Below are 25,628 nucleotides of genomic sequence, written 5' to 3'. Positions count from 1 at the left end.
ATATTGTTGAAAAATGATTCTATTGTGGTTTGTAAATATAGTTTACGCCATATCCTTTCGTCATATAAGTCTGTGGATCATACACATAATTGGTACTTCTCACAATTGCAGTAGGAATAGGAGGAGTAAGATCTGTGAATGACCATCTCTTAGGGTTGTTAGGAGACAGGATAAGACTTTCCTTATCATTGATCACGGTAGATAATAGTCTTGAGATTTTATACACCTGTGGCAGCAAAGTGAAAGGACTCACCTGATCATCATATGCATAATAATCATAGCTGTATTTGTTGGTAACCGCTCCGAATCCACCTCCTGACATTGTTCCGTAATGTCTAGTCACATTAGAAACATTGTCACCTATATATTTATAAGCTGTTTTGGAATAGTCGGTAAAAGGAGACGAAGTACCCGGTACATCCGGACCATTCTTCATAATGATGGAATCCAGCTTCCCTGTAGCTTTACTGAATACAATTTTATAAAGAGACTGTTCTTTTTTCAGTAATGTCTGCGGACCAGGAGTCGTTGCCGGCGGAACCGGTGGAGGTCTTCTGAAAATAGCACGGTTTTCAGAGATGGTCTGCAGTGTATTGTTGACATATGTGAATAACTGTGTATAAGAAACACTGTCTTTATCCAGCTTACCGTTTCCGTCAAGATCTAAAAACCCGTTAAAATTGATCTGGCTTATTTTGTCACCACTGTACATGATATCTGTAATAGAAGCGCTGTCTGTGATCACTTTTGTCACAAGAAGCCCGCTGTAGTGATATTCTGCAAGGGTATCTTTATCTGTAACTTCTCTGTATAGCGCTCTTGGGCCGCTTAAACCTTCTGTACTATTCAGATCCAATAAAGGATTCCCATCCTCATCCAATAGATTTTTGCAGGAGTGTATTGAGGAAAATCCTGCGATTAGTAAAATAAAGTAGAAAATTTGTTTCATTTCCCGGTAATTAATTATTTTTTTGACAAATATAATTTTTTTTTCGCTTAAAAATTATATTATTATTCATATTCTGGTAAGATTAACAATTATAATCACCCTATAATTCCTTATAGGTCAAGGTCAAATCTGATTTCTTTTCCGGCTTCCCGGTTTCTGATGGTCATACAAATACCTTAATCGCATTTATAGATGAAGAAACTGAAGAAGCAATCAGGTACTCCATGATGAATATTCTTTTCCGGAGATAAGATATATCCTGAATTTTGCACGAATAATCTTTCTTTCATCATGATCCGGTGGATTTCGGAGAATCCGGTTTTGTAGTGATGATACCGCCGGTTTTCTAAAAAATACAGGCAGGCATTTAAAAAAATAGTTATTCCAGCATAGGCAATTTGTTTAATCCGTCCAAATATAATTCAATTTTCAACAACATCAGCCAATTTATTCCAACAAATTCACAAAGAATAGACTTATAAACAAAGAAATCTAAAAACATAACGTTTTCAGATTTCCAATTATTGTATGATATTAAAAAATTAATAGGGTTGCAATACAGATGTTGTAAGCACTGACTGCGACATATCGGCGTTCAGGAAGTCTGTATGTACCGCCCTTCCTATGCCCAGAGTTCCTCCGTTCAGGGTTCTTTTGATACAGGCTACCTTTACAGTATAGTTGTTTTTCTGTTGAAGATCCGTCAATGTTGCATTCAGATTGAAGATCTTATAGGCTCCGGTTTCTCCCAATATTACATCCGTTCTTACTGCTCTGAGGGTATCATCTACAAATACACCGCAGGCGTACCCCGTAGAGCCTGTTCCCAGCTTCTGAACTGTGGTCTGAAATGAAAAAGTCACTTTATTCGTAGCGCTTGTTACCGAGAATTTGTCTACCGCAGTCGGAATAACTGTCCAGCCATTGGCCAAAGGAGCTCCTTGGCTGTATGAAGAAGTAGAACCATCTCCTGTAAAGCTTAATCCCGTCTTATCTTCTACCGTATTCATTGAAAACACAGACATACTTCCCTGCCCGTCTGCGATTTTAATACTCTTCCAGTCATTGGCGGCTAATGTTGCATTATTGTGCAGAATATCACCGGCTGTTCCTGCAGATCCTTTCAGGAGATCTGTACCGCCGGTTCTCAGTTCTTTTCTGATAGTGAGGTCTCCATTCACATCCAACGTATTGGTCGGATTAGGAGTATTGATACCCACCTGAGCATTTCCAAAAAAAGCCAGGAGAAAAGATGTTATAGATAATATTTTCTTCATAATCCTTATTAATTGATAATTGGTTTAAATACCTCCGGAACTTCAAATACATCCACCTTAAGAGATGACTGTGTAATAAAATCATTGAGGTTAGAAAATGCATAGGTACCGATGGTCAGTTTTCTGTTGAGTTCACCATAAGAGGCTAATCTTGTACAGGCCACACTTACGGTATGTTTTCCTTTGGAAAGGTTTTCCACAATTCCGATCTGGGTATGGGTAAAGAAAGTATAGGCAGCACTACTTGCCTTTATATTCCTTTGTCTGAGATTGATCAGTTTATCATCTACAAAAATACCGCAGGCATAGTCTATTGATGTATCCGGAGATCCGTTTTTAGAGAAGTCAGTATGCACAACAGTCTCAAACTGGAAATAAGCTTTACTTTGGGTACTGAATACTTCGATTTCCTGGGTAAGATTCGTTATTTTTTTGAAATTTGGCAGGCTGCTGAAGCTTTTCCCTTTGGTAAAAGTGGTACCTCTGGAGGTCTGCCCTACCGTAGATTCGTCAGCAGTAGTAAAGATAAGACCTTCGCTATCTGAAAAGGAATTGTTATAAATCAGGTAAAATTTATTGGCCTCATATTCCGGAATACGCAGTGATTTCCAGACAGGCGGATATCCGGGGCCCTGAGAAACAAGCAGCTGATCATTATTTCCCTGAGAAACATTATTGTTAGCATCAAAAACTGCAATTTTATTTCTGAAATTAACATCTCCGTTCACATCAAGTGTTGACTTCGGAGAGTTGGTATTTATTCCGACCTGAGCCGACAATAATACCCCTGTTGCGAGAAGTAGTGTTGATATAATTTCTTTCATCATCATTAGTTTTTATAGGTCACATATTCTATTACATCTATTTTCATCGTAGATTCCAGAGTAAATGCACTGGAAGCACCGTTGGAAGACTGTACATCACGTCCTATTGCAAATTGTGCATTGATGTTTGATGTATCGATCTTGCGACATGCAATTTCAACTTTGTGAGTTCCTACAGGAACGTTCTGTTCTGTATAATTAAGGGTAAAAATATAATCCTGAAGCCCCGCCTTCCCACTGTTGTTGTTGGAAGCAATCCTGTCCGGACGCACCGCTACCAGGGCATTATTTCTGAAAACGCCACATGCAAATCTTATGGTCTCTGAAGTGGTGGCTACCGGAGCTTTTATTTCAATTCCTGTCTGGAACTGATACGTCAGCCTGTTTTTCCCGTTTTTGATGCTAAAATTAGTGGTAAGACCGTCAATTTTTTTCCATTTTCCTTTGGTAACATCTGTCATGTTATCACCCACACTGTTTTTGTTGACACCATCACCATCAACAGTATCGGAAAGTTCGCTGATACCCGTCTGATCTGAAGACAAATATGAATTGATCAATTTATATTGTCCCTCTTCCATAAAAGGAATAGTCAATGATTTCCAAACAGGAGGTAAACCCTCACCCTGGGAAATCAAAACCTGGCCATTCAAACCTGCACTACCCGGCTCGGTTGAAGTTCCGCCTACTCTAAGCTCTTTTCTTAAGGTGGTTTTACCATTCACATCAAGAACTGCTTTAGGCTTTGATGTACCGATTCCCACCTGTGCGCCAGCATAGAGAGATAAAAATCCAGCCACGCACGAATATATAGTTTTTTTCATAATAAGGACGACAAAGGTACAAATTGAAGCCTTAAAAATTCCAGTTATATATCGTTAAACCTATAGAAATAAACACATTAGAGCATAGAATTAATCACACAAAAAAGTAGAATTATTTCTACATAACTCTAATTTTACGAATCAAAAAATATACTTTGTCAACCTAAAGCCTTATCCCATCGGAGATCACAAAATAATTTTACTCATTAAAAAGTGACTTTACCCTGATAAATAGGGAACTAATTCTCTCTAACAGGAATATTAGCGTAAGAAAAACATGATAAGAATCACAAAAAAAGCATACAAAAATTTACTTTTTTGTATGCTTTTTATAAAATTCATAGAAGATTTAATGATTTCAGCGAATAATATTTTAATTATGCTCAATGATAGCTTTGAGCAGCATATTGACCTCATCTACATTTTTCACCTTCTCTTTTCTCATCATGAGCTGATTACCTTCTTTGCCTGATTTTTCTTTCAGCTGAGCTTCTGCAGGATTTCTGGTTAAATAATTGATAATATGCCTGAAGCGGTCGGTCTGATAAAATTTATCCTGAGGGTTACCCGGAAAATATCCCAAGAACACCCCGTTTTTCATGACAATCTTTTCAAAGCCGATATCAGCCGCCAGCCATTTTAAGGCAACACTTTTCAATAGGTTTACAGCTTCTTTCGGCAATGCACCAAAACGGTCAATCAGTTCAAGTTCAAACTGATGCAGTTCTGCCTCATTACTGATTTCAGCAATTTTCTGATACAGCAGTAATCTTTCTTCAGTGTTGGAAATATAAAAATCAGGCAGCATCAATTCAAGATCCGTATCAATATTGACATCCTTCACTGATTTGAAGAGTTTTTGCCTGTCTTCCTCATTTTCAAATAAATTCTCAAAATCAGCATCATCCTTCAATTCCTCAAGGGCTTCCTGCATCAGCTTCTGATAGGTTTCAAATCCCATTTCATTGATAAACCCGCTCTGCTCAGCACCTAACAAGTCTCCTGCGCCACGGATCTCCAGGTCTTTCATCGCAATCTGGAAACCACTTCCAAGATCAGAGAACTGTTCAATCGCTTCAAGACGCTTTCTGGCATCAGAAGTCATCATATCATAAGGAGGTGTGATCAGATAACAGAAAGCTTTTCTGTTGCTTCGCCCTACCCTTCCTCTCATCTGGTGAAGATCCGCCATTCCGAACCGCTGTGCATCATTGATGAAAATGGTATTTGCATTCGGAACATCCACTCCACTTTCCACGATCGTAGTAGAAACCAGAACATCATATTTCCCTTCCATAAAATCCAGCACATTCTTTTCCAGCTGCTTACCTTCCATCTGCCCATGCCCGGTAATGACCCTTGCATCCGGCACCAGTCGCTGGATAAGTCCGGCAATATCTTTAAGGTTTTCAATCCTGTTGTTGATGAAATAAACCTGCCCGTCACGTTGAAGTTCATAAGAAACCGCATCACGTAAGGTCTCTTCATTGAAACCGATGAGCTGGGTATCTACCGGCTGTCTGTTAGGCGGCGGTGTTTTGATTACCGATAAATCCCTTGCCGCCATTAATGAAAACTGTAGTGTCCTCGGGATCGGAGTAGCAGTCAGCGTAAGGGTATCCACATTATTTTTAAGGGTCTTCAGCTTATCCTTTACCGAAACCCCGAACTTATGCTCTTCGTCAATAATCAGTAATCCAAGATCTTTAAATTTTACGGAACTGCTCACCAGCTGATGGGTTCCGATAATGATATCTACTTTTCCGTTTTTAAGGGCTTCCAGGGTTTCCGCCTTCTGTTTCGCTGTTCTGAAACGGTTGACATAGGCTACATTCACCGGGAAATCTTTCAGCCTTTCTTTAAAACTCCTGTAATGCTGGAAGGCCAGAATGGTTGTAGGCACCAATACAGCCACCTGTTTTCCATCTGTAGCCGCTTTAAATGCCGCACGAATCGCAACTTCCGTCTTACCGAAACCAACATCACCACAAACCAGCCTGTCCATTACCGTATCAGCTTCCATATCTTTTTTCACATCAAATGTGGCTTTTTCCTGATCCGGAGTATCTTCATAAATAAAGCTTGCCTCCAGCTCATTCTGCAAATAAGAATCCGGTGTATACGCAAAACCTTTTGCCGTTTTTCTCTGAGCATACAGTTTGATAAGGTCAAAAGCAATTTGTTTCACCTTCGCTTTTGTCTTCTGTTTCAATGATTTCCAGGTTGGAGATCCCAGCTTACTGAGCACAATTTCCCTTCCATCCGGACCATTGTATTTTGAGATTTTATGAAGAGAATGGATGCTGACATATAATAAGTCACCGTTTTTATAAGTCAGTTTAAAGCATTCCTGGATCTTACCGTCATTATTCACTTTTACCAATCCCATAAACTTTCCGATCCCATGATCAATATGGGCAATATAATCCCCTATTTTCAGGGACATGAGATCTTTCAGGGTAAGCTGTTCTGATTTGGCAAATGTATTTTTTGCTTTATATCTCTGATAGCGGTCAAAAATCTGGTGATCCGTATAGACCAGGAGCTTATGGCTGTTATCAACAAATCCTTCATGAAGCTCAGATTTAAAACTTTTAAACGGAAGCTCATGCTCAAGCTCTTCAAAGATAGATTCCAGCCTTTCTTTCTGCTTCTCTGTTGAAAAAGAAATCCAGGTATCATATCCGTCTTTCTGTTTTTCCTCAATATCTTCAATCAGCAGTTCAAAATTTTTATGGAATGAAGGCTGGGGAAGCTGTTCCATTTTAATTTCGGTGACCTCTTTTAAACCTTCGATCACAGTTCCACCGAAATCAACGGTTTTGAACTTCTTATAATCGAATAAAAATTCCTGATCAGAGATAAAAAGCTCCTGCGGGGTCCTGTGGGCAATATCTTTACTTAAAGCATCATACTTCTCCAGAGATTTTTCATAGAAGGTTCTGATCTTCTGCATTCCTACCATTCCGTTTCTGGAAATCACATAACTCTCCTTCGGCAACAGCTGTAACAGAGAAACCCTGCTTCCTGTCACTGAAAAATTCATGTTGGATACCAGCTGAAACTCTTTTACCTTTTCTACCGAAAGCTGTGTTTCTATATCAAAGGTTTTGATGCTTTCCACTTCGTTGCCGAAGAAAGTAATCCTGTAGGGTTTTTCATAGGAATAGGAAAATACATCCACAATCCCTCCTCTCACAGAAAACTCACCAGGCTCAGAAACGAAATCAGCCTGCTGAAAATGGTAATGGTTGAGCAACTCATCCACAAAATCAAAATCCAGCTGATCTCCCACTTTTATATGATGAGAAATGGCTTTAAAGTCTTCTTTCTTTAACACTTTTTCCGATAAAGCTCCGGCATAGGCTACGATAACCTTCGGAGACCTTCCGGAATTGATTTTATTCAGGACTTCAGTCCTTAAAACAAGATTGGCATTCTGTGTTTTTTCTACCTGATAGGGTTCAAGATGGGTTGCAGGAAAATACAGCACCTTATCTTTTCCCAGCAGGTCTTCCATTTCTGTATTGGCATACAAAGCGTCTTCCTTATCATCTACCAGATAAAGAATATTTTTCTTCTGAACCAAAAAAAGCTCAGCTACAAAAACGGACACCGAGGATCCGGCACTTCCTTTCACAGCAATATGCTGACTGTCTTCTAACCGGGTGAAAATTTCTTTTCCGAATTCTTTCTGCATGAGATCCGGAAGAAACTTTTCGCTGATGGATTTTAACTGCATAAATAGTATGGTATAAACGACAAAAGCGATTTCGGGAGTTTTCCGAAACCGTTTTTATGCTATACAAAGGTACGGATATTTTTTTCTACAGATGAAAATCCGGAGAGCTGAAGATTTAAAATGAATAACTTACCCAGAATTTGAAAGCAAATGATAATAAAGAAATATTCTGTTTCAGGCTCCGTCTGCAAAGCTTATACTGAATATAAACACTCTGTAATCTGCCTTTATCTTTACACTTGAAAATCTTAATTTTTTACAAATTTATTTAAGAACTCGTTAAATAAATTCTATTATTTCCTCATGGCATAGTGTTTGGGTTGTCAGTTTTACAAACATTTAAGAATAGTATTATGAAAAAAGCAATTAAAATTTTAGGAGTTATGATGCTGTTGGTTTTTACAGCATTATCTTTTTCGTCGTGCAGCAGAGATGATGATCCTGTCAACAATGACTTCTTTGCAGGAACTTATAAGGGAAGTATCTCTTATAATGACGGCGGATCTACCAATATCAGTACTGATAACGGAAGTGTATTTGTAACGAAAATTGCCAGTGGTACCAAGTACAACTTCAGTTTTTCAAACGGAATCCCGGATCTTAACGGAATTGAGTTTGAACAGAAAGGAGATCATACCCTTGTGATGATCGGTTCCAGTGCAACCTCTTATATCAGAATTGATAATAATGAACTGAAAATACTGTTCATACGAGACGGTAAAACATGGACCGCCAACTGTACCCGTTAAAAAATATTCTAATTCATATAATAAGCAGCCTGTTTTCAATTTCTGAAACAGGCTTTTTTATGACCAATAAAGGTCTTTAATTTTTTTTTAAGCTGTAATAAACTTTCGTTAAGTTTAAAAACATCAATTTTCTAGCCTGCTTTTTGTATATCTTTATTCAACAAAAACAAACAGTAATCCCTATGAAAAAATTATTATCTGCAATGTCATTAATCTTAGGATTAGGACTTGCGACTGCACAGCAGACTGCTCCCGCTAAAAGTGCACCTGCACATCCACCCGTAAAAGCTACTACCGCAAAAGCAGCTACACCTGCAGAAGTAAAAGCTGCAAAACCAATGGATACCAAAGCGAAGCCTGCACAGCCGGCTGCTAAAATGAAAAAAGACGGAACGCCGGATAAAAGATACAAAGAAAACAAACATCTGAAAAAAGACGGCACCCCTGATAAAAGGTACAAAGCCAATAAATAAGCATAACATCAACATATAGTTGTTATTTTCATAATCAAATTTCGAAAAGCCGGTGAAACTCGTTTCATCGGTTTTTTTATGCCTGACTCTGTAAAAATGGTTTCAGATTCTCTACTTATTTATAAATTTGAACCATGTTAAACTTCTTCAAGAAAAATGCAGCGCTTATCTGGGCAAAAAAACATGTCCGTAAGGCAGAGGAATTCAAAAAAAATGCGGAGAAAAACCAGGAGGAACTTTTACTTTCTCTTGTCAGCACGGCTCAGAAGACTCTTTTCGGGCGTGAGCATGGTTTTGAGAACATCCGGTCTGTAAAGGAATTTCAGGAGAATGTTCCCGTCGCAGATTATGAAGACCTGAAACCTTACATCGAAAGGGTAAAAAAAGGACAGGCTAATATTCTATGGACAGAAACGCCTGAATATTTTGCCAAAACTTCAGGAACTACCTCCGGTTCCAAATATATTCCTATTTCAAAGGAAGGAATGCCTTTTCAGATTGCCGGAGCCCAAAGTGCACTGTTTCATTATATCAGTAAAAAAGACAATGCAGATTTCGTCAACGGGAAAATGATATTTCTGCAGGGAAGTCCTGAGCTGGAAGAGGTTTTCGGGATCAAAACAGGAAGATTATCGGGAATTGTTGCCCATCATATTCCCAATTATCTTCAGAAAAACCGTCTGCCAAGCTGGGAAACCAATATTATGGAAGACTGGGAAGCCAAAGTAGACAAAATCATTGAAGAAACTGAAAGGGAGAACATGACCCTGATCTCAGGAATTCCCCCATGGCTGATCATGTATTTTGAAAAACTTACGGAAAAGCATGGCAAAAAGATCAAACAACTCTTTCCTAATCTTCAGCTCATTGTTACAGGAGGAGTCAACTACGAACCCTACCGGGATAAAATGGAGGATCTTCTTGGCGGTAAAGTAGATATTATACAGACTTTTCCTGCTTCTGAAGGCTTTTTCGCTTTCCAGGATGATTATACGCAGGAAGGTCTTTTGCTGCTGACCAACCATGGAATTTTTTATGAGTTCATTCCTTTGGAGGAATATGGGAAGCCGGGCGCCAGAAGGTTGACGTTAAAGGAAATTGAACTTCATAAAGATTATGCCCTGGTTCTTACTACCAATTCCGGATTATGGGCTTATTCGATCGGGGATGTTGTCAGGTTCATCAGTAAAGATCCGTACAGGATCCTGGTAAGCGGCAGAACCAAGCATTTCACATCTGCATTTGGAGAACACGTCATTGCTTTTGAGGTGGAAGAGGCTATAAAAGCCGCTCTTGAAAAATATCCTGCCCAGATTACAGAATTTCATCTGGCTCCACAGGTAAACCCTTCCGAAGGCCTACCTTACCATGAGTGGCTGATAGAATTTGAAAAGGAACCGGAAGACTTTGAATTATTCAGAGATGAGCTGGACCAGCAACTCAGAGCAAGAAATACGTATTATGACGATCTTATCTCCGGAAATATTTTGCAGAAGCTGAAAATCACAAAACTTTCCAGAAATGCATTTCATGAATATGCCAAATCTCAAGGGAAATTAGGCGGTCAGAATAAGACTCCCAGATTGGCTAATGACAGAAATGTGGCAGATCTCTTAGAAATTTACAAACTTTAAACACATTTTTTCAATTCCAAAAACGTATATTCGAAAAAAATTATAAATTTGAAAAACTAAACGAAAATAATGAAAGCATCTGTACTGTTGAAATCATCTTTATTAACGTCTTTATTTGTCATTACATCTTGTGCTACTACAAAATACAGCGAGGATATTTCAAAAAACAACTATTCTAATCTGGAAGCCGGGAAGATCTATAAGGTTACGATGAGAGACGGATCTCCGAAGCAGAAAATATTATTCAGAAACATCGTTGGAGATAATCTTGTAGGTACGGCAGGTAAAAAAGACAGCACAGAGGTCATCATCCCTAAATCGAATGTAGCCGCAGTGAAAGACAGCAGAAAGGCAAGAATTGCTACGGGCGCTACCATCATTGGAGCAGCTGGTGTTGCGGCATTGGTGATCAGTTCTTCAAGAGCTGACTAAAATAGATTTTATCTTTTAGGATATATTTACTATATCTGTCAAAAATCAACATATGAATAGCCTTAAATAAATTTTTAGGGCTATTTTTGTTCATGATTTCCTTTACCCCGTTACAAACATTACAAAATGTTGAGTTCAGAAATCTTCTTACCGGGAGATTTTTTATTGTTTTAGCTTTCAGAATGCTGGCCACGTTATTAGGATGGTGGGTATATCAGCTGACAAAAGATCCTTTTTCAATAGGCCTTATCGGTCTTTCGGAAGTAATTCCTGCCGTGAGCTGTGCTTTGTATGCCGGCCATGTGATTGACATGAACGAGAAAAAAAGATTGCTGCTCATCTGCAATTATGCTTATATTTTCCTTATCGGCCTGCTATTGATTCCTGCGTTCCTTAATGTAAGGATGCACTTTACAGGTCACCAGATCACCTATTATATTTATGGTGTCATATTTTTTACAGGAATTGCAAGAGCCTTCATTGGTCCTATTGTTCCTTCCATGATTCCTAAAATTGTAAAGAAAGAAAACCTTCCGAATGCTGTTACGCTCAACCAGGCGACTTTTCTGATCTCTTCGGTATGCGGCCATGCTATAGGCGGTATTCTTATCGGGTACGTCGGGGTAAAATGGACACTGGTGGTGATTTTATCCTTAATCTTCCTAGCCTCGCTATTTTTCTGGCAGCTGAACAGGCAGTACTCGGAATATAAAAAAGAAACAGTGGATGTCATGGAGAGCATGCGTGAGGGGATTTCTTATATTTTTAAAACCAAAGAAATCCTGGGGGCATTATGCCTTGATATGTTTGCGGTCCTTTTCGGAGGGGCTGTTGCCATGATCCCGGTATTTGCTACGGATATTTTAAATTCGGGCGCTGAAGGATTCGGTCTGCTGAATGCTGCATCTGACATAGGATCCATGTGCATCATTACCATTCTTTCAATTGTTCCGCTCCGTAAGAACCAGGGTAAAATACTTCTTGCCGTTGTAACCGGTTTTGGTTTGTGTATCATCGGATTCGGCTTATCCAAACTGTATTGGCTGTCATTTATGTTCCTTGTAATGAGCGGGATGCTGGATGGAATTTCTGTGGTGATCAGGGGTACAATTGTACAGCTGAAAACGCCTGATCATATCAGAGGACGTGTGCTGAGTGTCAATTCAATTTTCATCATGTCCAGCAACGAAATGGGGCAATTTGAAAGCGGACTTATGGCAAAGGCTCTTGGGGTGGTACGCTCTGTAGTTTTTGGCGGATGCATGACGGTTCTGGTTGCTTTAACAGTAGGAGCTACCAATCCTAAACTGAGAAAAATGCAATATTAACACATTGTTAATCAAAGACCTTTACATCCAAATCAGATTTAAAGACAATTCGAAATAATCAAAATCCGGACAGAACGTTTTCTATCCGGATTTTTCTTTAATATCTGTTTTTTCAAAAAATATTTCACCAATTCCATTCTAAATACTCACTTAAAAAGGCTATACATTTATAATACCGTACAATTTCAATTAAATAAAAAAATACCATATCAAAAAACAAGTTGCCGTTTTCATTAAATATATCTCAAAATCTTTAATTTAACGTTAATAATTTCATATATTTGCTACAAAATATCCCCTCTATGAATAAACTTTTATTTGTTTTAGGCTTCTTCATGACCGGTTTTTGGGCAAGTGCCCAGACTTTTTCAGATCAAGCTTTACAGCAGTCTGTTCAGCAAATCAACGGCGCCAAAACAGACGGTGATTATGATACTCTTTTCAATATATTTTCGGAAGCTAAAACTTCAGAAAAGTGGAAAGCAGATTATTATGCTGCAGTAGCCATGTATCTCAAGGCCCATCATTTATTAAAATACAACCCTGAAAAGTCTGCAGCGGAGTCAAATGAAACTGCAAGAAAATTTGCTACCCAGGCACTTGCTTCAGAAAAAAACAACGGAGAGATCAATACTCTTCTGGGTCTTATTTATGCACAGAAAATCAGAACAGCAACTTCTGCAAACTATCAGAAGGACCTGAAAACAGCGACTGACTATATGACAAAAGCAAACGCCCAGCTAAAGAACAGCCCAAGACTTACCTGTCTGAAGTACGAAGTGGCTCAGCTTTCTAATAATAAAACCGAAGCCCTGGAATTTTACTCCAAAGCAGTAAATGAATTTAATACAACTTCATCTACTTCTCCAGACTGGGGCAAGCAGTTAATTAACCCATAAAATTAAAAGAACTGTAAGAAATTCTATCAGAAAAAAGGTTAACACCGCTCTCACGAAAGTGGCATCCATACAGTAATCTTTTAATTGCTACAGTTTAAACATTTTTTTCAAATCTTCTCTTATGAAAAAAACATTACTCCTTTTTCTAATTATATTTTCGCATATTTTCTATGCTCAATCAGACTGTTCATCAGCTATGGCAGTTTGTGGTAATACAGATATTTCATATACTCCGGACGGTAACGGTGATACCCTGGAAACCATTGGGGGATGTCTTACCAACGAAAGATATTCAGTATGGTATACCTTCACTATTGCGACCGCCGGTACACTTACCTTTGAAATTATCCCTAATGCTATAACCGAAGACGACTATGACTTTGCCGTATTCGGTCCTAATAAAACCTGTGCCAACAGAGGTACACCCCTTCGTGGTTCTTATGCTTCAGCAAGAGGAATCACAGGACTTAACATGACTGCTACAGACCTATGCGACCCTGTAGGAGGTGACAGATGGGCAAAATACATGGATGTACTTCCTGGTGAAACCTATTATCTGATAGTTAACAACCACAGTTTGTCAGCAAACGGATTTAAAATGCACTGGGGCGGAACTGCTACTTTATCTTCTCCTTTCTCTGACCCTGCCGTACAGCCGTACCCGTTTAATCCACCGGGACAACCGGCAGCGAACCCTGCAGATCCAAGAGAGGTAACCATCTGTACCAATCCGGCTACTTTTGATTTCGCATCCTTATCAACAGGTATTCTTAACGGTAATCCTAATTTTACTGTTACTTATCATACCAGTCAAAATGATGCTTTAACTGCCAGCAACCCTATTACAGGTCCTCAGACGGTAACAACAACAGGTATCTATTTTTACAGCATCAGCTACACCGACCCTACCAATCCTAATAACCCTATCAATAAGTGTAGACAGACCGGTAAATTTAAATTCAGAGACGGAAAGATCAAGGCGAACAATGCAACGCTGACCATGTGTAATAACAACAATGCCGGAACTGCAACTTTTGACCTTACAACAGCCAATGTTTTTGACGACCCGACTGCAACTAAGAAATACTATCACACGCTATACGACCTGAACAACGGAATCAATGAGATCACTAATATTTATCAGTTTGTTTCTGCCGAAGGAAAAATCTATGTAAAAGTAACTTCTCAGTTTGGCTGTACAGACATCGCAGAAATTACCCTGAAGTTCTATCCGCAGATCATTGCAAAAGATGCTGATATCAGAGCTTGTTTCATAGAATCAAATCCATCTACAGGTTTATTCAATCTTGATAACGCTTCCGTTACAACCCCTACAGCAACAACTACTAAGAGATACTTCCCTTCATTAACGGATGCTATAGATGCAACGAATGAAATCTTAAACCCTAAGACTTATATCGCTCCAAACGGTGTAGTATACGTAAGAGTGAGTGACAACAGAGGATGTTATGTTATTGTAAAAATAAATTTAACAGTTATTCCTCCTGTAACGTCAAGCGTTCTTGTTGACAAAATCATCTGTATAGAAGACACTACGACCCTGGATGCAGGACCAGGATTCAAGAGCTACGAATGGAGCACAGGTGCTACAACACAATCGATCAGTAATGTTGGAGTGGGTACTTATTGGGTAAAACTAAAAACCGGAGAATGTGTTACCACTCAGACTGTAAAGGTATATCCTTCCGAACAGCCGGTTGTAACAAGCATCGATATCTCTAACACTACAGTGACTGTAAATGTTATAGGAGGAACACCGGATTACCAGTACTCTATGGATAAAATCCAATGGCAGACATCTAATGTATTCAAAAACATTGCAAGAGGCAGCTACAAAGTATATGTAAAAGATGCTTACGACTGTGAGCCTATCGAAATAAACGTACTGGTTCCTAACCTTATCAACATTATTACTCCAAACGGGGATGGTGTAAATGATACAGTAGATTATTCAGCGATTGCAGATAAACAAAATCTTGTATTGACTATTTTTGACCGATACGGAACAAAAATCCACCAAGGTGATAAAACGAACGGTTATAAATGGGACGGTAAATTATCCGGCAAAAACATACCAACAGGTACCTACTGGTATACCGTAACCTGGAACGAGAACAACGCAAAGAATACACCATTCAAATTCTCAGGTTGGATTGTTGTAAAAAACAGAGAATAATTTTTCTTTATCATATGTAAAAAAGCCGCTTTCAGCGGCTTTTTTCATTTTTAATCCATAATAATTAACAGTTATGCCGTTCTGAGGCCTGTTGTAAAAACAAAAACCAAGATTAACTTTCCATTGGATCCTGTTAAAAATCATCGTGTTCGAAGGTGATTTTTTTATCAACATCATGAATCTCCTGTTAACAGCATTTTCCGAAACACTGCGAATAATTTGTTGAATACTATTTTTTAAATATTTTTTAAATAAACTATCTTTGCAACATGGCGCAGAAAGAAACATTATCATCCCTGACACACGGAAACTTTGCAAAAGAACTGTCTATTGCGGATGGAAAAATGCCTCCCAATGCAGTGGACTTCGAAAGGCTTGTAATCGGAACTTTTTTGATTGACAAAAAAGGGCTTGACCATTCCATCGACCTTCTTACCCCTGAAGTATTTTATGATCCCAGACATCAGATCATCTTTTCCACCATCTTAAAACTCTATGAGGGAAACCACCCCGTAGACCTGATGACGATTATCCAGGAGCTGAAAAAAGAAGATAAACTCAGCCAGGCCGGTGGTGACCACTACATCATTGACCTGACCATGGGAGTAAGCTCATCTGCCCATATTGAATATCACGTACGTGTTATTCTTGAAAAATATATTTTAAGAAGCCTTATCAATGTTTCTGCCAATGTCATTGACTCTTCCTATAAAGAGTCTACAGATGTTTTTGAGCTTTTGGACAAAGCAGAACAGTCATTCTTCGAAATCACCAACGGAACAATTAAAAAGGGATTCGATACCGCCAATTCATTGGTAAAACAGGCTATTGATACGATTAAGTCTTTAAAAGATAAGCAGGGACTTTCCGGAGTACCTTCAGGATTCAGGGACGTGGATAAAGAAACAGGGGGCTGGCAGAATTCCGACCTCATCATTATTGCCGCCCGTCCGGCGATGGGGAAAACGGCATTTCTTCTTTCCATGGCAAGAAATATTGCCGTTGGACACAAGATCCCTATGGCCCTTTTCTCTCTCGAGATGGCTTCTGTACAGCTTATCACCAGGATGATTGCTTCCGAGACCAGAATTTCATCTGAAAAACTCAGAAAAGGAACCCTGGACGATGAAGAATGGCAGAGACTGTTCTCTAATGTATCCGAACTGGAAAACGCTCCTTTATATATTGACGAAACCCCTTCCCTTTCGATATTCGACTTCCGTGCAAAATGCCGGAGACTGGTAATGCAGCACGGGGTAAGGCTGATCATGGTCGACTACCTTCAGCTAATGACCGCAGGTGGAGGCGGAAAAGGAGTTGGAAACCGTGAACAGGAGATCTCCATGATTTCACGTTCATTAAAAGCTATCGCAAAAGAACTGAATGTACCGGTAATTGCCCTTTCCCAGCTTTCAAGAAGTGTGGAAACCCGTCCCGGAAAGAGACCTCAGCTTTCTGACCTTAGGGAATCCGGAGCGATTGAGCAGGATGCCGATATCGTATCTTTCATCTTCAGACCTGAATATTATAAAATCACCGTTTGGGATAATGACGAAGAAGGACAGGAAACCTCTACAGAAAACCAGGCTGAATTGATCATTGCCAAGCACAGGAATGGTGCCACGGCGGATGTCAGATTGTCTTTCTTAAAACATTTTGCCAAATTCGGAGATATTGAGGCGGCTTTGGATGGTGGCGCAGGCGGAGGATATCCTTCTAATTTCGGAGAGCCAAGCGGTTTTGACAAGATCAAAACAACCATTCAGCCAGGAGCGGCATTTGATCTTCCGGACAGTTCAAAACTTTCAGGTTCATCAATGAATGATTTCGATGATGATGATGATTTTCCTTTTTAAGTTGTAATCTATTTTTAATTTAAACTTAAATAATACTATTTTACGAAAAAAGTTTTGAGGATCAATATTTATACAGACGGAGCTTGCAGCGGAAATCCCGGAAAAGGAGGATATGGAATTCTCATGCGCGTTCCGGAAAAAAACTATCAGAAAACTTTTTCTAAAGGATTCCGGAAAACGACCAACAACAGAATGGAACTCCTGGCCGTCATCACGGCGCTGGAAAAGCTGAAGTCTGCAGAAAATGAGATTCATATATATACAGACAGCAAATATGTATCTGATGCCATCAACCAAAACTGGATCTCAGGATGGATCAAAAGAGGATGGAAAAATGTAAAAAACCCTGATCTCTGGAAAAAATTCGTTGAGTTATACAATAAGCATACCCCTAAAATGCATTGGATAAAAGGGCATGCAGGACATTTTGAAAATGAACTTTGTGACAAGCTGGCTGTAGCTGCTGCGGCTTCTCAGGATCTTGAGATCGATACTTACTTTGAAGGCATTGACAACAACACGCTCTTCTGAATCAATTTAACACAAACATAGAATTTAACGTATAACATTCGTAATTTCATCACAAGAAAGATTGTTTTTTGAAAAATAATTGAAAGTTTTAACAAAATTAACATTAAATACACATTTATTGATTGGGATTTAATATCTTTACTTATTTAATCTAAGTCCCAGTTAAATGAATAAAAATCTATTATTTTACTTATCGGTTTTCTTTCTCTGTATATCGGGAAAATCTTTTTCCCAGACGTATCAGCTTACCGGAAACCCTATAAATACTACCGGATGGACTATTGTTCCTGATGCATCTGCGAATACAGATTTCATCATGCTTACCGAAGATCTGACCAATAAATCCGGTTCAATAAAACTAAACGACCCCATCAATCTTAAATATTGTGACAAGTGGCGGGTTGAATTTGATTTCAGAATTGACGGAAACGGTACTTCTTCCGGAAAGGGAGACGGATTTGCTTTCTGGTACCTTGCCAACCCACCCGTTACCAGCCAACAGGGAGCAGGATTAGGAATTCCGCAAAACGCAACAGGCCTTATTGTAGGTTTTGATATCTATAATAATATGGGCGGCGGCGGGCTGATGAGTAAAGTTCACGTTGCATATGGGGTAGTTCCCAATACTACCGATACCAATGGTCTGGAGTACTACAATACCGCAGGCAGTTCATTCCACTCACCGGACCTCAATTCTACCCAGCCTTTTACAGGAAGTACTTACAAACATGTAGAAGTTACAGGAACAGTAGATCCCGCAGTACCAGCCAACTGGATCATCACAGTAAAGATCGATGGCAATACCATTACTTCACAGTCTTTCGCACCTTCTGCAGGAGCTGCCACCATGACCCAGGGATATTTTGGATTCTCCGCCTCTACCGGAGCAGCCAGTGCCAGACATGCTGTAAAGAACGTTAAGATTTATACGGATAAAGTTCCTATTTTACAGAATTCGGTGACGCAGTCTTTCTGTCCTAACCCAACAACAGGACTCGGAAGTGTGAATCTGACGACCTTCAACTCCCAGTTCGTCAGCAATCCTGCCAATTATACTTTTTCTTATATGCAGGGCGGCACTCCTATCGCCAATCCGGTAAATTTCCAGTTCAGCGCCAATACCACCGTCACAGTCATTATTAAAGATAATGCAGGAATATTATGTGATAATCCGGACGGAAAAATTCAATTGGTCCTTGCGCCTTTCAAAGCTGAAGACAAGACTATTACAATGTGTAATAACAACAAGGCAGGAACCGCTATCTTTAATCTTAACTCAGCTAATGTAACCAACGTTCAGGGAGTTACTAAAAAGTACTACAAAACACTGAGTGATCTGAATGCAGGTACCAACGAGATTATGACTCCTGATAATTATCTGTCGGCTCCGGGTGTAGTTTATGTAAAAGTGACAACTCCCCTGGGATGTACAGGTACGGCAAAAATCACCCTGGCTTTTTACCCTGACACTCCTGTCAAAGAAGCTACACTCAAGTCATGTTTCATTGAGAATAATATTTCCAGTGCTATCTTTAACCTGACAACCGCAGATGTAACTTCTTTAACCAGCGGCGTCACCAAAAAATACTATACTTCAATAGCCAATGCACTGAGCGGAACCAATGAGATCATCAACTTCCTTCAGTATATTTCTACAAGCACAGCCGTATACGCAAAAGTAACGGATGCCAACGGATGTTTTAACATTGCCAAAATCAATCTGGCCGTTCTCCCTCCAACCCCATCTGCCATTCTGAAAGACAAGACAATCTGCATTGGTGATAAAACAGACCTGGATGCAGGTCCCGGTTTCGATGGCTATGAATGGAGTACCGGCGAAACAACCTCATCCATTAAAAATATTGGAGTAGGCCTTTACTGGGTGAAACTTAAAACAGGAAACTGTATTACAACCCAGATGGTAAAAGTAAATCCGTCTCCTAATCCTGTCATCTCAAGCATTGACATTGACAACAATACCATTACCGTAAATGTTTCAGGAGGAACGCCACCTTATCAGTATTCTTTAGACGGGATAAAATGGCAGCCTTCCAATGTATTTACAGGTCTGGCAAGAGGAGAAGTAAGGGTTTTTGTAAAAGATTTCTATAACTGCCCCCCTGTTGAAGTTCAGATTACGGTTCCTAATCTGATCAATGCCATTACTCCTAATGGAGACAACATCAATGATTTTATTGATTATTCTGCACTGGCTTATAAGAAAAATCTGATATTCACAGTATATGACAGATATGGCAATAAGCTTTATGAAGCGAATAAAATGAGAAATTTCACCTGGGACGGAACAGCATCAGGTAAAAAAGTACTGACAGGCACATACTGGTACACCATCTCATGGAATGAAAACAATAAAAACAATACTGAGACCAAATACTCCGGCTGGGTATTGGTAAAAAACAGAGAATAAACACTTTACATCAAAACTACCTCTTCATACGGGGTAGTTTTGATGTTAAAATATGAAACCTTTGAGCTGAATAAAAATGAAACACTGATTTTGCTTCAGTAGCATCCAACTGTATTTTTCATCTGAAAAACAACAATATCCCCGCAATAATCAAATAGTTAAATGAAAATAAATTGAATATCAAGTAAAAATTAATTAATACCACAATCCAACCATTATGAAAAAAGATATACTTATTTTTTTACTGGCTGTTTTACTCTGCCTTCCGGGAAAACTTCTTTCCCAAACTTATCAACTTGCCGGAAATCCGGTTAATACAACAGGATGGGACCTGGTCTCCGATGCTGTAGTAAGTACAGACTTCATCAGACTAACTACCGACCAGACAAGCAGATACGGAGCTATAAAACTGGCCACCCCTATCACCCTAAGCTATTGTGACAAATGGAAAGTGGAATTCGATTTCAGAATTGACGGAAACGGAACGACACAATTCGGAAGAGGTGACGGTTTCACTTTCTGGTACCTGGCCAATCCACCCACAGGATTTGTATCCGGAGGAGGACTGGGAATTCCAGCCAATGCCTCAGGTCTTATGGTAGGTTTTGACATTTTCAACAACACTACTGAAGGGCAGATGAGCAAGGTACACATTCTGTACGGAACCAATAATACTGCCGGTAACAATATTGAATTCAACAACACACCGGGAAGTACCTTTCATTCTCCTGACCTGAATCCTACCAAACCATTTGTATCAGATATCTACCGGCATGTAGAAGTGAACGGGGAAACAGACCTTACCAATCCTTCCAACTGGATCATTAAGGTAAGAATAGACGGTATACTTATCGTTGACCAGTCTTTTGCCCCTTCAGGCGGTGCTGTAGGAATGTCACAGGGATATTTCGGTTTTTCTGCCGCAACCGGAGGCGCAAGTGCGAGACACTCTATAAAAAATGCAAAAGTATTTGTAGACAAGGTTCCGATTTTGAATGCAACCGTCACTCCGTTTGTATGTACAAATCCGGCGACAGGAAACGGCTTAGTGGATCTTACGTCTTTCAATGCTCAATTTGTCAACAATCCTGGAAATTATACTTTCACCTATTATGTATTGGGAAGCTCTACTCCTATTGCCAATCCGGCAAGTTTTCAATATTCAGGAAATACGACCATCAAAGTGGTCATCAAAGATCCTACGGCAACACTTTGTGACAATGGCGACGGAATCATACAGCTTAACCCTACTCCTTTTGCAGCCACCAACGCTACACTCACAGGATGTAACAATAACAATGCAGGGACAGCAACATTTGACCTCAACTCCGCTGCCGTCACCACACTCACAGGGGTAACGAAAGAGTTCTATCCTACCCTTTACGACCTGAATAACGGTACCAATCAGATTACCAATCCTTACGCTTATGCATCTGCAGCAGCCACCATTTACGTAAAGGTTACTACTGCCCAGGGATGCGTAAGTACTGCAAAAATTACACTGAACATTCATCCGACAGTTGCTGTAAATAATACAGAAATAAAATCCTGTTTCATCGAAACCAATCCGTCTACAGCCTCTTTTAATCTTACAGGTGCTGTAGTTTCGCAAAACGGAATGACTAAAGAATATTATCCTTCTTTAACCGATGCCATCAATGGAACCAATAAAATTGCAAATCCCGCAGCGTATATTGCACCTAACGGAGTAGCTTACGTAAAAGTCTTTAATACGAACGGATGTTACTCGGTTGCAAAAGTGACTTTAACGGTAATTGCTCCGGTGCTGTCCAGAATACTGATCGACAAAACCATCTGTATGGAAAGCAAAACCACCCTGGATGCCGGCGCTGGTTTCAAAAGCTACGAATGGAGTACGGGAGCAACGACCCAAAGCATCAAGGATGTGGGAGTAGGTACTTATTGGGTAAAACTCAAAACCGGAGAGTGTACCGCCCTGCAGACCGTAACTGTATATGCTTCTGAAAATCCGGTGATCAGCAATATTGACATCTCCGGAAGCACAGTAACAGTATATGTAAACGGCGGAACTCCTCCTTATCAATATTCACTGGATAATATCAACTGGCAGGAATCCAATGTATTCACCCATGTAGCAAGAGGGGAAGCGAAGGTCTTCGTAAAAGACAGCTACAACTGTACTCCTATCCAGGTTGATATCACTGTCCCTAACCTGATCAACGTTATTACTCCGAACGATGACGGAATCAATGATTTTGTTGATTATTCTGCCCTTGCGGGTAAACAGAACCTCGAAATCGGAATCTTTGACAGATATGGCTACAAGATATTCCAGGCGGATAAGAGCAATAGCTACAAATGGAACGGAACCACCAGTACCAGCAAAAAAGTTCCTACAGGCAACTACTGGTATTCTATTTCATGGAAAGAAAACAATAAAAACAGCACTCCGATAACATTCTCAGGCTGGATCGTTGTAAAAAACAGAGATTAATTACACATTCCATCCTCATCAAAAGAATCACTCCGCCAGCCGGGGTGATTTTTTTATATTCAGCCCTGGGAGATATTTCATTTTAAAGAGTCTTTATTCATATTCAATTCTTAAATTTGTGCTATGAATTATTTGGAAGCTTTAAGCAGAAGATATTCTGTGAAAAAATTTAATAATCAAATCATTCCTCAGGAAACTCTTCACAACATTCTTGAGTCAGGAAAACTGTCTGCCAGTTCTCTGGGACTTCAGCCCTACAAAATGATCGTTGTAGAGAGTGAGGAAATGAAGCAGAAACTGATTCCGGCTTTTTATAACCCTTCCCAGATATCTACCTGCTCCCATCTTATTGTTATCATTTCAAAAAAAAGTATTGAAGACAACTATATCCGTGGGTATTTTAATCATATTTCTGAAGTACGGGAAACTCCTATTGAAAAACTTGATCCTTTCAGAAACAGCATCAATCAGCACATTAATCAGAAAACACAGGATGAAATTTTCAACTGGGCAGAAAAACAGTCTTATATCGTATTGGCCAATCTCATGTATGCTGCTGCGATCGAAAATATAGACTCATGCCCTATGGAAGGCTTCCGGCAGGATGTAATAGAAGAAATTCTGAACATCAACCCCGATACAGAAAAAGTAACCGTTACCCTCGCTTTAGGCTACCGTTCTGAGGAAGATCCTTTCCAACACATGAAAAAAGTAAGAAAACCAAACGAAAAATTGTTTAAATTTATTTAATATTTAAACGATTGTACCTAAAGTAAGCATATGATAAAAGCGGATGTACTAGTAATCGGGTCCGGCATTTCCGGACTTTCCTACGCCATTAAAGTGTCTGAACAGCTCCCTGATGCCAAAATCATCATCGTTACAAAATCTGATGAAGACGAAAGCAATACCAAATATGCACAGGGCGGACTCGCTGTAGTCACCGACTTCCAGAACGACAATTTCGAAAAACATATTGAAGACACTATGCGTGCCGGAGATGGTGAAAACAAACGTGATGTGGTGGAAATGGTAGTGAAAGAAGCGCCTGCAAGATTTAACGAAATCGTAGAATGGGGTGCCCAGTTCGATATGAAAAACGGTAAATTCGCTTTGGGAAGAGAAGGAGGCCATACTGAAAACAGAATCGTTCATCATAAAGATATTACAGGTTTTGAAATTGAAAGAGCCTTACTGGAAACAGCCAACAGCAGCCCGAATATTGAGATCCTTGACCATCATTATGTAATTGATATCATTACCCAGCACCACGTTCCGGGTAAAGAACTCAACGAAGGCGATATCCATTGCTACGGGGCTTATATTCTGGATGAAAAATCCAGAACCATCAAAAAGATCACGTCCAAGATCACGTTGGTTGCCACAGGCGGTGCCGGACATGTTTATAAAAACACGACCAATCCTACCATTGCCACAGGAGACGGAATTGCTTTCGTGGCCCGTGCCAAAGGAAAGGTATCCAATATGCAGTACTATCAGTTCCATCCCACTGCATTATACAATAAGATTGACGGAATGCTGTTCCTGATTTCTGAGGCAGTACGGGGAGACGGTGCCAAACTGAGAACCAAAAGAGGTGAAAAATTCATGCAGAAATATGATGAGCGTGAAGAACTGGCCTCCAGAGATATTGTTGCCAGAGCGATTGACAATGAAATGAAAATCACTGGAGACGAATATGTAGGCCTGGACTGCCGTGATATGAATCAGGAAAAGTTCCTGGAACACTTTCCGAATATTTATAAAAAATGCAGAGATGAAGGAATTGATCCTTTCACTCAGTTAATTCCGGTGGTACCTGCCTGCCATTACCTGATGGGTGGTATTGAAGTGGACAGGGACGGACAGTCTTCGATCAGAAATCTTTTTGCAGTAGGGGAATGTACAAATTCCGGACTGCACGGCGCGAACAGACTGGCTTCAAATTCACTGCTGGAAGGTCTGGTTTTCGGCCACAATGCTGCCATGAAAACGGTGGAACTCCTGAATGAAAACAGCTTCAACTTTGATGATCTGAAAGCCGTTCCTGAATGGAATGAAGAAGGCATGAAAATCATGGATGAAATGGTGATCATCAGCTACCTCAGAAAACAGCTTCAGGAAATGATGAGTGATCTTGTAGGAATTGTAAGGAGCAACAGACGTCTGAATATGGCATTGCAGAAACACCAGGAAATTGCAGCTGCAGTAGATGAGATCTACCACTACTCGATTCTTTCTCCACAGCTGTCAGAATTAAGAAACCTTACGACTGTTGCCCACCTCATCATTACCCAGTCTATGGAAATGACGGAAAACAAAGGGGCATTTTATAATAAAGATTTAGCATAAAAAAGAAACTCAAAGCAGAAAGCAATGGAAATATTCGGTTTGAGAATTCTGACGATTGTGACGCTTATTCAAGGTTTACGGATATTCATGTTTTTGCTTTCAGGAGGGGTTTTTCTTTTTTCAATGTTCTCTCTTAAAGATCATTTCATCTTTTCCATAGCAGGAATGTTTTTCTTATTGATGGCAAAAGAGATATATGATTATGTAAAGAAAACAATTGTTTCGAGAGCCAAACATCCGCTGCCACTTAATTTATTATGCAATATAATTGAACTGGGAAAACCCTTTTATTTCGGAAAAGATAAATTTGATCTGGATGAAATTATTAATGACAATCAACTTCCCTTAACGCTTAATTATATTCACAATTCGCAATATCCTGTTTTACAGTTTGATAAAGATAAACTCTTCTTTCATAACCGGGAATACAACTGGAAAGATCTCAACTGGAAATATTTTATTGATGGGGTAACCGAATATGGAAGAAATCACGGAAAATACATCATAGAATTTGAAGGCACTGATCCTGATCATAACCGCATAAAGAATAAAATAGAATTCGAAAAAATAAAAGCTCAGGAAAATGAAGTAATTTTGTTATTCATCATTCATGATTTATTATTCGGAAAAAGATCATCGTACTATTATTAAAATTAA

19 protein-coding genes are annotated in these 25,628 nt (G+C 39.5%); 14 read left to right on the top strand and 5 right to left on the bottom strand.

Translation table 11 applies throughout. From position 1 onward, the window contains the following. Positions 1 to 19: 19 nt before the first annotated feature. From BBI00_RS17790 to mfd, 5 genes are all read right to left on the bottom strand, one after another. On the bottom strand, positions 20 to 949 hold the full coding sequence (locus BBI00_RS17790) for a hypothetical protein (protein WP_065400199.1): 930 nt from the start codon (positions 947 to 949) through the stop codon (positions 20 to 22). A 542-nt stretch (positions 950 to 1,491) separates the two neighbouring features. Beyond that, positions 1,492 to 2,226 carry a hypothetical protein gene (locus tag BBI00_RS17785; protein ID WP_065400198.1) on the bottom strand — a complete coding sequence of 245 codons (735 nt, stop codon included), beginning with the start codon at positions 2,224 to 2,226 and terminating at the stop codon, positions 1,492 to 1,494. Between the two features lie 8 nt (positions 2,227 to 2,234). Continuing rightward, the gene (locus tag BBI00_RS17780; RefSeq protein ID WP_228394793.1) at positions 2,235 to 3,050 is read right to left on the bottom strand and encodes a hypothetical protein; all 816 of its coding nucleotides are present in this window, start codon (positions 3,048 to 3,050) and stop codon (positions 2,235 to 2,237) included. Positions 3,051 to 3,055: 5 nt separating this feature from the next. Further along, positions 3,056 to 3,874: a hypothetical protein gene (locus tag BBI00_RS17775; protein WP_065400197.1), complete on the bottom strand. Its 819-nt coding sequence runs from the start codon at positions 3,872 to 3,874 to the stop codon at positions 3,056 to 3,058. A 373-nt stretch (positions 3,875 to 4,247) separates the two neighbouring features. After that, positions 4,248 to 7,616, bottom strand: a complete 3,369-nt coding sequence (gene mfd, locus BBI00_RS17770) for a transcription-repair coupling factor (RefSeq protein WP_065400196.1) — start codon at positions 7,614 to 7,616, stop codon at positions 4,248 to 4,250. Positions 7,617 to 7,969: 353 nt separating this feature from the next. Between mfd and BBI00_RS17765 the strand changes: the two genes are divergently transcribed. From BBI00_RS17765 to BBI00_RS17700, 14 genes are all read left to right on the top strand, one after another. Beyond that, positions 7,970 to 8,365, top strand: coding sequence for a hypothetical protein (locus BBI00_RS17765; RefSeq protein WP_065400195.1), 396 nt, complete (start codon positions 7,970 to 7,972; stop codon positions 8,363 to 8,365). A gap of 182 nt (positions 8,366 to 8,547) precedes the next feature. After that, positions 8,548 to 8,838: a hypothetical protein gene (locus BBI00_RS17760; protein WP_065400194.1), complete on the top strand. Its 291-nt coding sequence runs from the start codon at positions 8,548 to 8,550 to the stop codon at positions 8,836 to 8,838. Between the two features lie 134 nt (positions 8,839 to 8,972). Beyond that, entirely contained in the window at positions 8,973 to 10,472 is a 1,500-nt protein-coding gene (locus tag BBI00_RS17755; RefSeq protein ID WP_065400193.1) for a GH3 auxin-responsive promoter family protein, read from the top strand. Between the two features lie 69 nt (positions 10,473 to 10,541). Continuing rightward, on the top strand, positions 10,542 to 10,904 hold the full coding sequence (locus BBI00_RS17750; RefSeq protein WP_065400192.1) for a hypothetical protein: 363 nt from the start codon (positions 10,542 to 10,544) through the stop codon (positions 10,902 to 10,904). Positions 10,905 to 10,996: 92 nt separating this feature from the next. After that, entirely contained in the window at positions 10,997 to 12,232 is a 1,236-nt protein-coding gene (locus tag BBI00_RS17745) for an MFS transporter (protein WP_065400191.1), read from the top strand. A gap of 302 nt (positions 12,233 to 12,534) precedes the next feature. Further along, positions 12,535 to 13,131, top strand: a complete 597-nt coding sequence (locus BBI00_RS17740; RefSeq protein ID WP_065400190.1) for a hypothetical protein — start codon at positions 12,535 to 12,537, stop codon at positions 13,129 to 13,131. Positions 13,132 to 13,252: 121 nt separating this feature from the next. Then, a complete protein-coding gene (locus tag BBI00_RS17735) occupies positions 13,253 to 15,328 on the top strand; it encodes a T9SS type B sorting domain-containing protein (RefSeq protein ID WP_065400189.1) in 2,076 nt (691 codons plus the stop codon). 269 nt (positions 15,329 to 15,597) lie between these two features. After that, complete coding sequence (gene dnaB, locus BBI00_RS17730; protein WP_065400188.1) at positions 15,598 to 17,184, top strand: replicative DNA helicase; 1,587 nt, start codon at positions 15,598 to 15,600, stop codon at positions 17,182 to 17,184. Between the two features lie 54 nt (positions 17,185 to 17,238). Further along, positions 17,239 to 17,715, top strand: coding sequence for a ribonuclease HI (gene rnhA / locus BBI00_RS17725; RefSeq protein ID WP_065400187.1), 477 nt, complete (start codon positions 17,239 to 17,241; stop codon positions 17,713 to 17,715). Between the two features lie 166 nt (positions 17,716 to 17,881). Continuing rightward, the gene (locus BBI00_RS17720; RefSeq protein WP_065400186.1) at positions 17,882 to 20,143 is read left to right on the top strand and encodes a T9SS type B sorting domain-containing protein; all 2,262 of its coding nucleotides are present in this window, start codon (positions 17,882 to 17,884) and stop codon (positions 20,141 to 20,143) included. A 217-nt stretch (positions 20,144 to 20,360) separates the two neighbouring features. Beyond that, positions 20,361 to 22,619, top strand: coding sequence for a T9SS type B sorting domain-containing protein (locus BBI00_RS17715; RefSeq protein ID WP_065400185.1), 2,259 nt, complete (start codon positions 20,361 to 20,363; stop codon positions 22,617 to 22,619). 123 nt (positions 22,620 to 22,742) lie between these two features. Further along, positions 22,743 to 23,369, top strand: coding sequence for an NAD(P)H-dependent oxidoreductase (locus tag BBI00_RS17710; RefSeq protein ID WP_065400184.1), 627 nt, complete (start codon positions 22,743 to 22,745; stop codon positions 23,367 to 23,369). Positions 23,370 to 23,399: 30 nt separating this feature from the next. Continuing rightward, positions 23,400 to 24,971 (top strand): L-aspartate oxidase, encoded by a 1,572-nt coding sequence (nadB, locus tag BBI00_RS17705; RefSeq protein ID WP_065400183.1) that lies wholly within the window; start codon positions 23,400 to 23,402, stop codon positions 24,969 to 24,971. Between the two features lie 24 nt (positions 24,972 to 24,995). Continuing rightward, entirely contained in the window at positions 24,996 to 25,622 is a 627-nt protein-coding gene (locus BBI00_RS17700; protein WP_123844016.1) for a hypothetical protein, read from the top strand. The last annotated feature ends 6 nt before the right edge of the window (positions 25,623 to 25,628 follow it).

This window comes from Chryseobacterium arthrosphaerae (assembly GCF_001684965.1).
GTDB classification, from domain to species: Bacteria; Bacteroidota; Bacteroidia; order Flavobacteriales; family Weeksellaceae; genus Chryseobacterium; species Chryseobacterium arthrosphaerae.
The sequence above is the reverse complement of the archived record's forward strand: the minus strand, read 5'-3'. Positions and strand labels throughout refer to the sequence as shown.

Excerpts from the sequence above, each read along its gene's own strand:
- BBI00_RS17790 (WP_065400199.1), bottom strand. The coding sequence starts at position 949 with ATGAAACAAATTTTCTACTTTATTTTACTAATCGCAGGATTTTCCTCA.
- BBI00_RS17785 (WP_065400198.1), bottom strand. The coding sequence starts at position 2,226 with ATGAAGAAAATATTATCTATAACATCTTTTCTCCTGGCTTTTTTTGGA.
- BBI00_RS17780 (WP_228394793.1), bottom strand. The coding sequence starts at position 3,050 with ATGAAAGAAATTATATCAACACTACTTCTCGCAACAGGGGTATTATTG.
- BBI00_RS17775 (WP_065400197.1), bottom strand. The coding sequence starts at position 3,874 with ATGAAAAAAACTATATATTCGTGCGTGGCTGGATTTTTATCTCTCTAT.
- mfd (WP_065400196.1), bottom strand. The coding sequence starts at position 7,616 with ATGCAGTTAAAATCCATCAGCGAAAAGTTTCTTCCGGATCTCATGCAG.
- BBI00_RS17765 (WP_065400195.1), top strand. The coding sequence starts at position 7,970 with ATGAAAAAAGCAATTAAAATTTTAGGAGTTATGATGCTGTTGGTTTTT.
- BBI00_RS17760 (WP_065400194.1), top strand. The coding sequence starts at position 8,548 with ATGAAAAAATTATTATCTGCAATGTCATTAATCTTAGGATTAGGACTT.
- BBI00_RS17755 (WP_065400193.1), top strand. The coding sequence starts at position 8,973 with ATGTTAAACTTCTTCAAGAAAAATGCAGCGCTTATCTGGGCAAAAAAA.
- BBI00_RS17750 (WP_065400192.1), top strand. The coding sequence starts at position 10,542 with ATGAAAGCATCTGTACTGTTGAAATCATCTTTATTAACGTCTTTATTT.
- BBI00_RS17745 (WP_065400191.1), top strand. The coding sequence starts at position 10,997 with ATGATTTCCTTTACCCCGTTACAAACATTACAAAATGTTGAGTTCAGA.
- BBI00_RS17740 (WP_065400190.1), top strand. The coding sequence starts at position 12,535 with ATGAATAAACTTTTATTTGTTTTAGGCTTCTTCATGACCGGTTTTTGG.
- BBI00_RS17735 (WP_065400189.1), top strand. The coding sequence starts at position 13,253 with ATGAAAAAAACATTACTCCTTTTTCTAATTATATTTTCGCATATTTTC.
- dnaB (WP_065400188.1), top strand. The coding sequence starts at position 15,598 with ATGGCGCAGAAAGAAACATTATCATCCCTGACACACGGAAACTTTGCA.
- BBI00_RS17720 (WP_065400186.1), top strand. The coding sequence starts at position 17,882 with ATGAATAAAAATCTATTATTTTACTTATCGGTTTTCTTTCTCTGTATA.
- BBI00_RS17715 (WP_065400185.1), top strand. The coding sequence starts at position 20,361 with ATGAAAAAAGATATACTTATTTTTTTACTGGCTGTTTTACTCTGCCTT.
- BBI00_RS17710 (WP_065400184.1), top strand. The coding sequence starts at position 22,743 with ATGAATTATTTGGAAGCTTTAAGCAGAAGATATTCTGTGAAAAAATTT.
- nadB (WP_065400183.1), top strand. The coding sequence starts at position 23,400 with ATGATAAAAGCGGATGTACTAGTAATCGGGTCCGGCATTTCCGGACTT.
- BBI00_RS17700 (WP_123844016.1), top strand. The coding sequence starts at position 24,996 with ATGGAAATATTCGGTTTGAGAATTCTGACGATTGTGACGCTTATTCAA.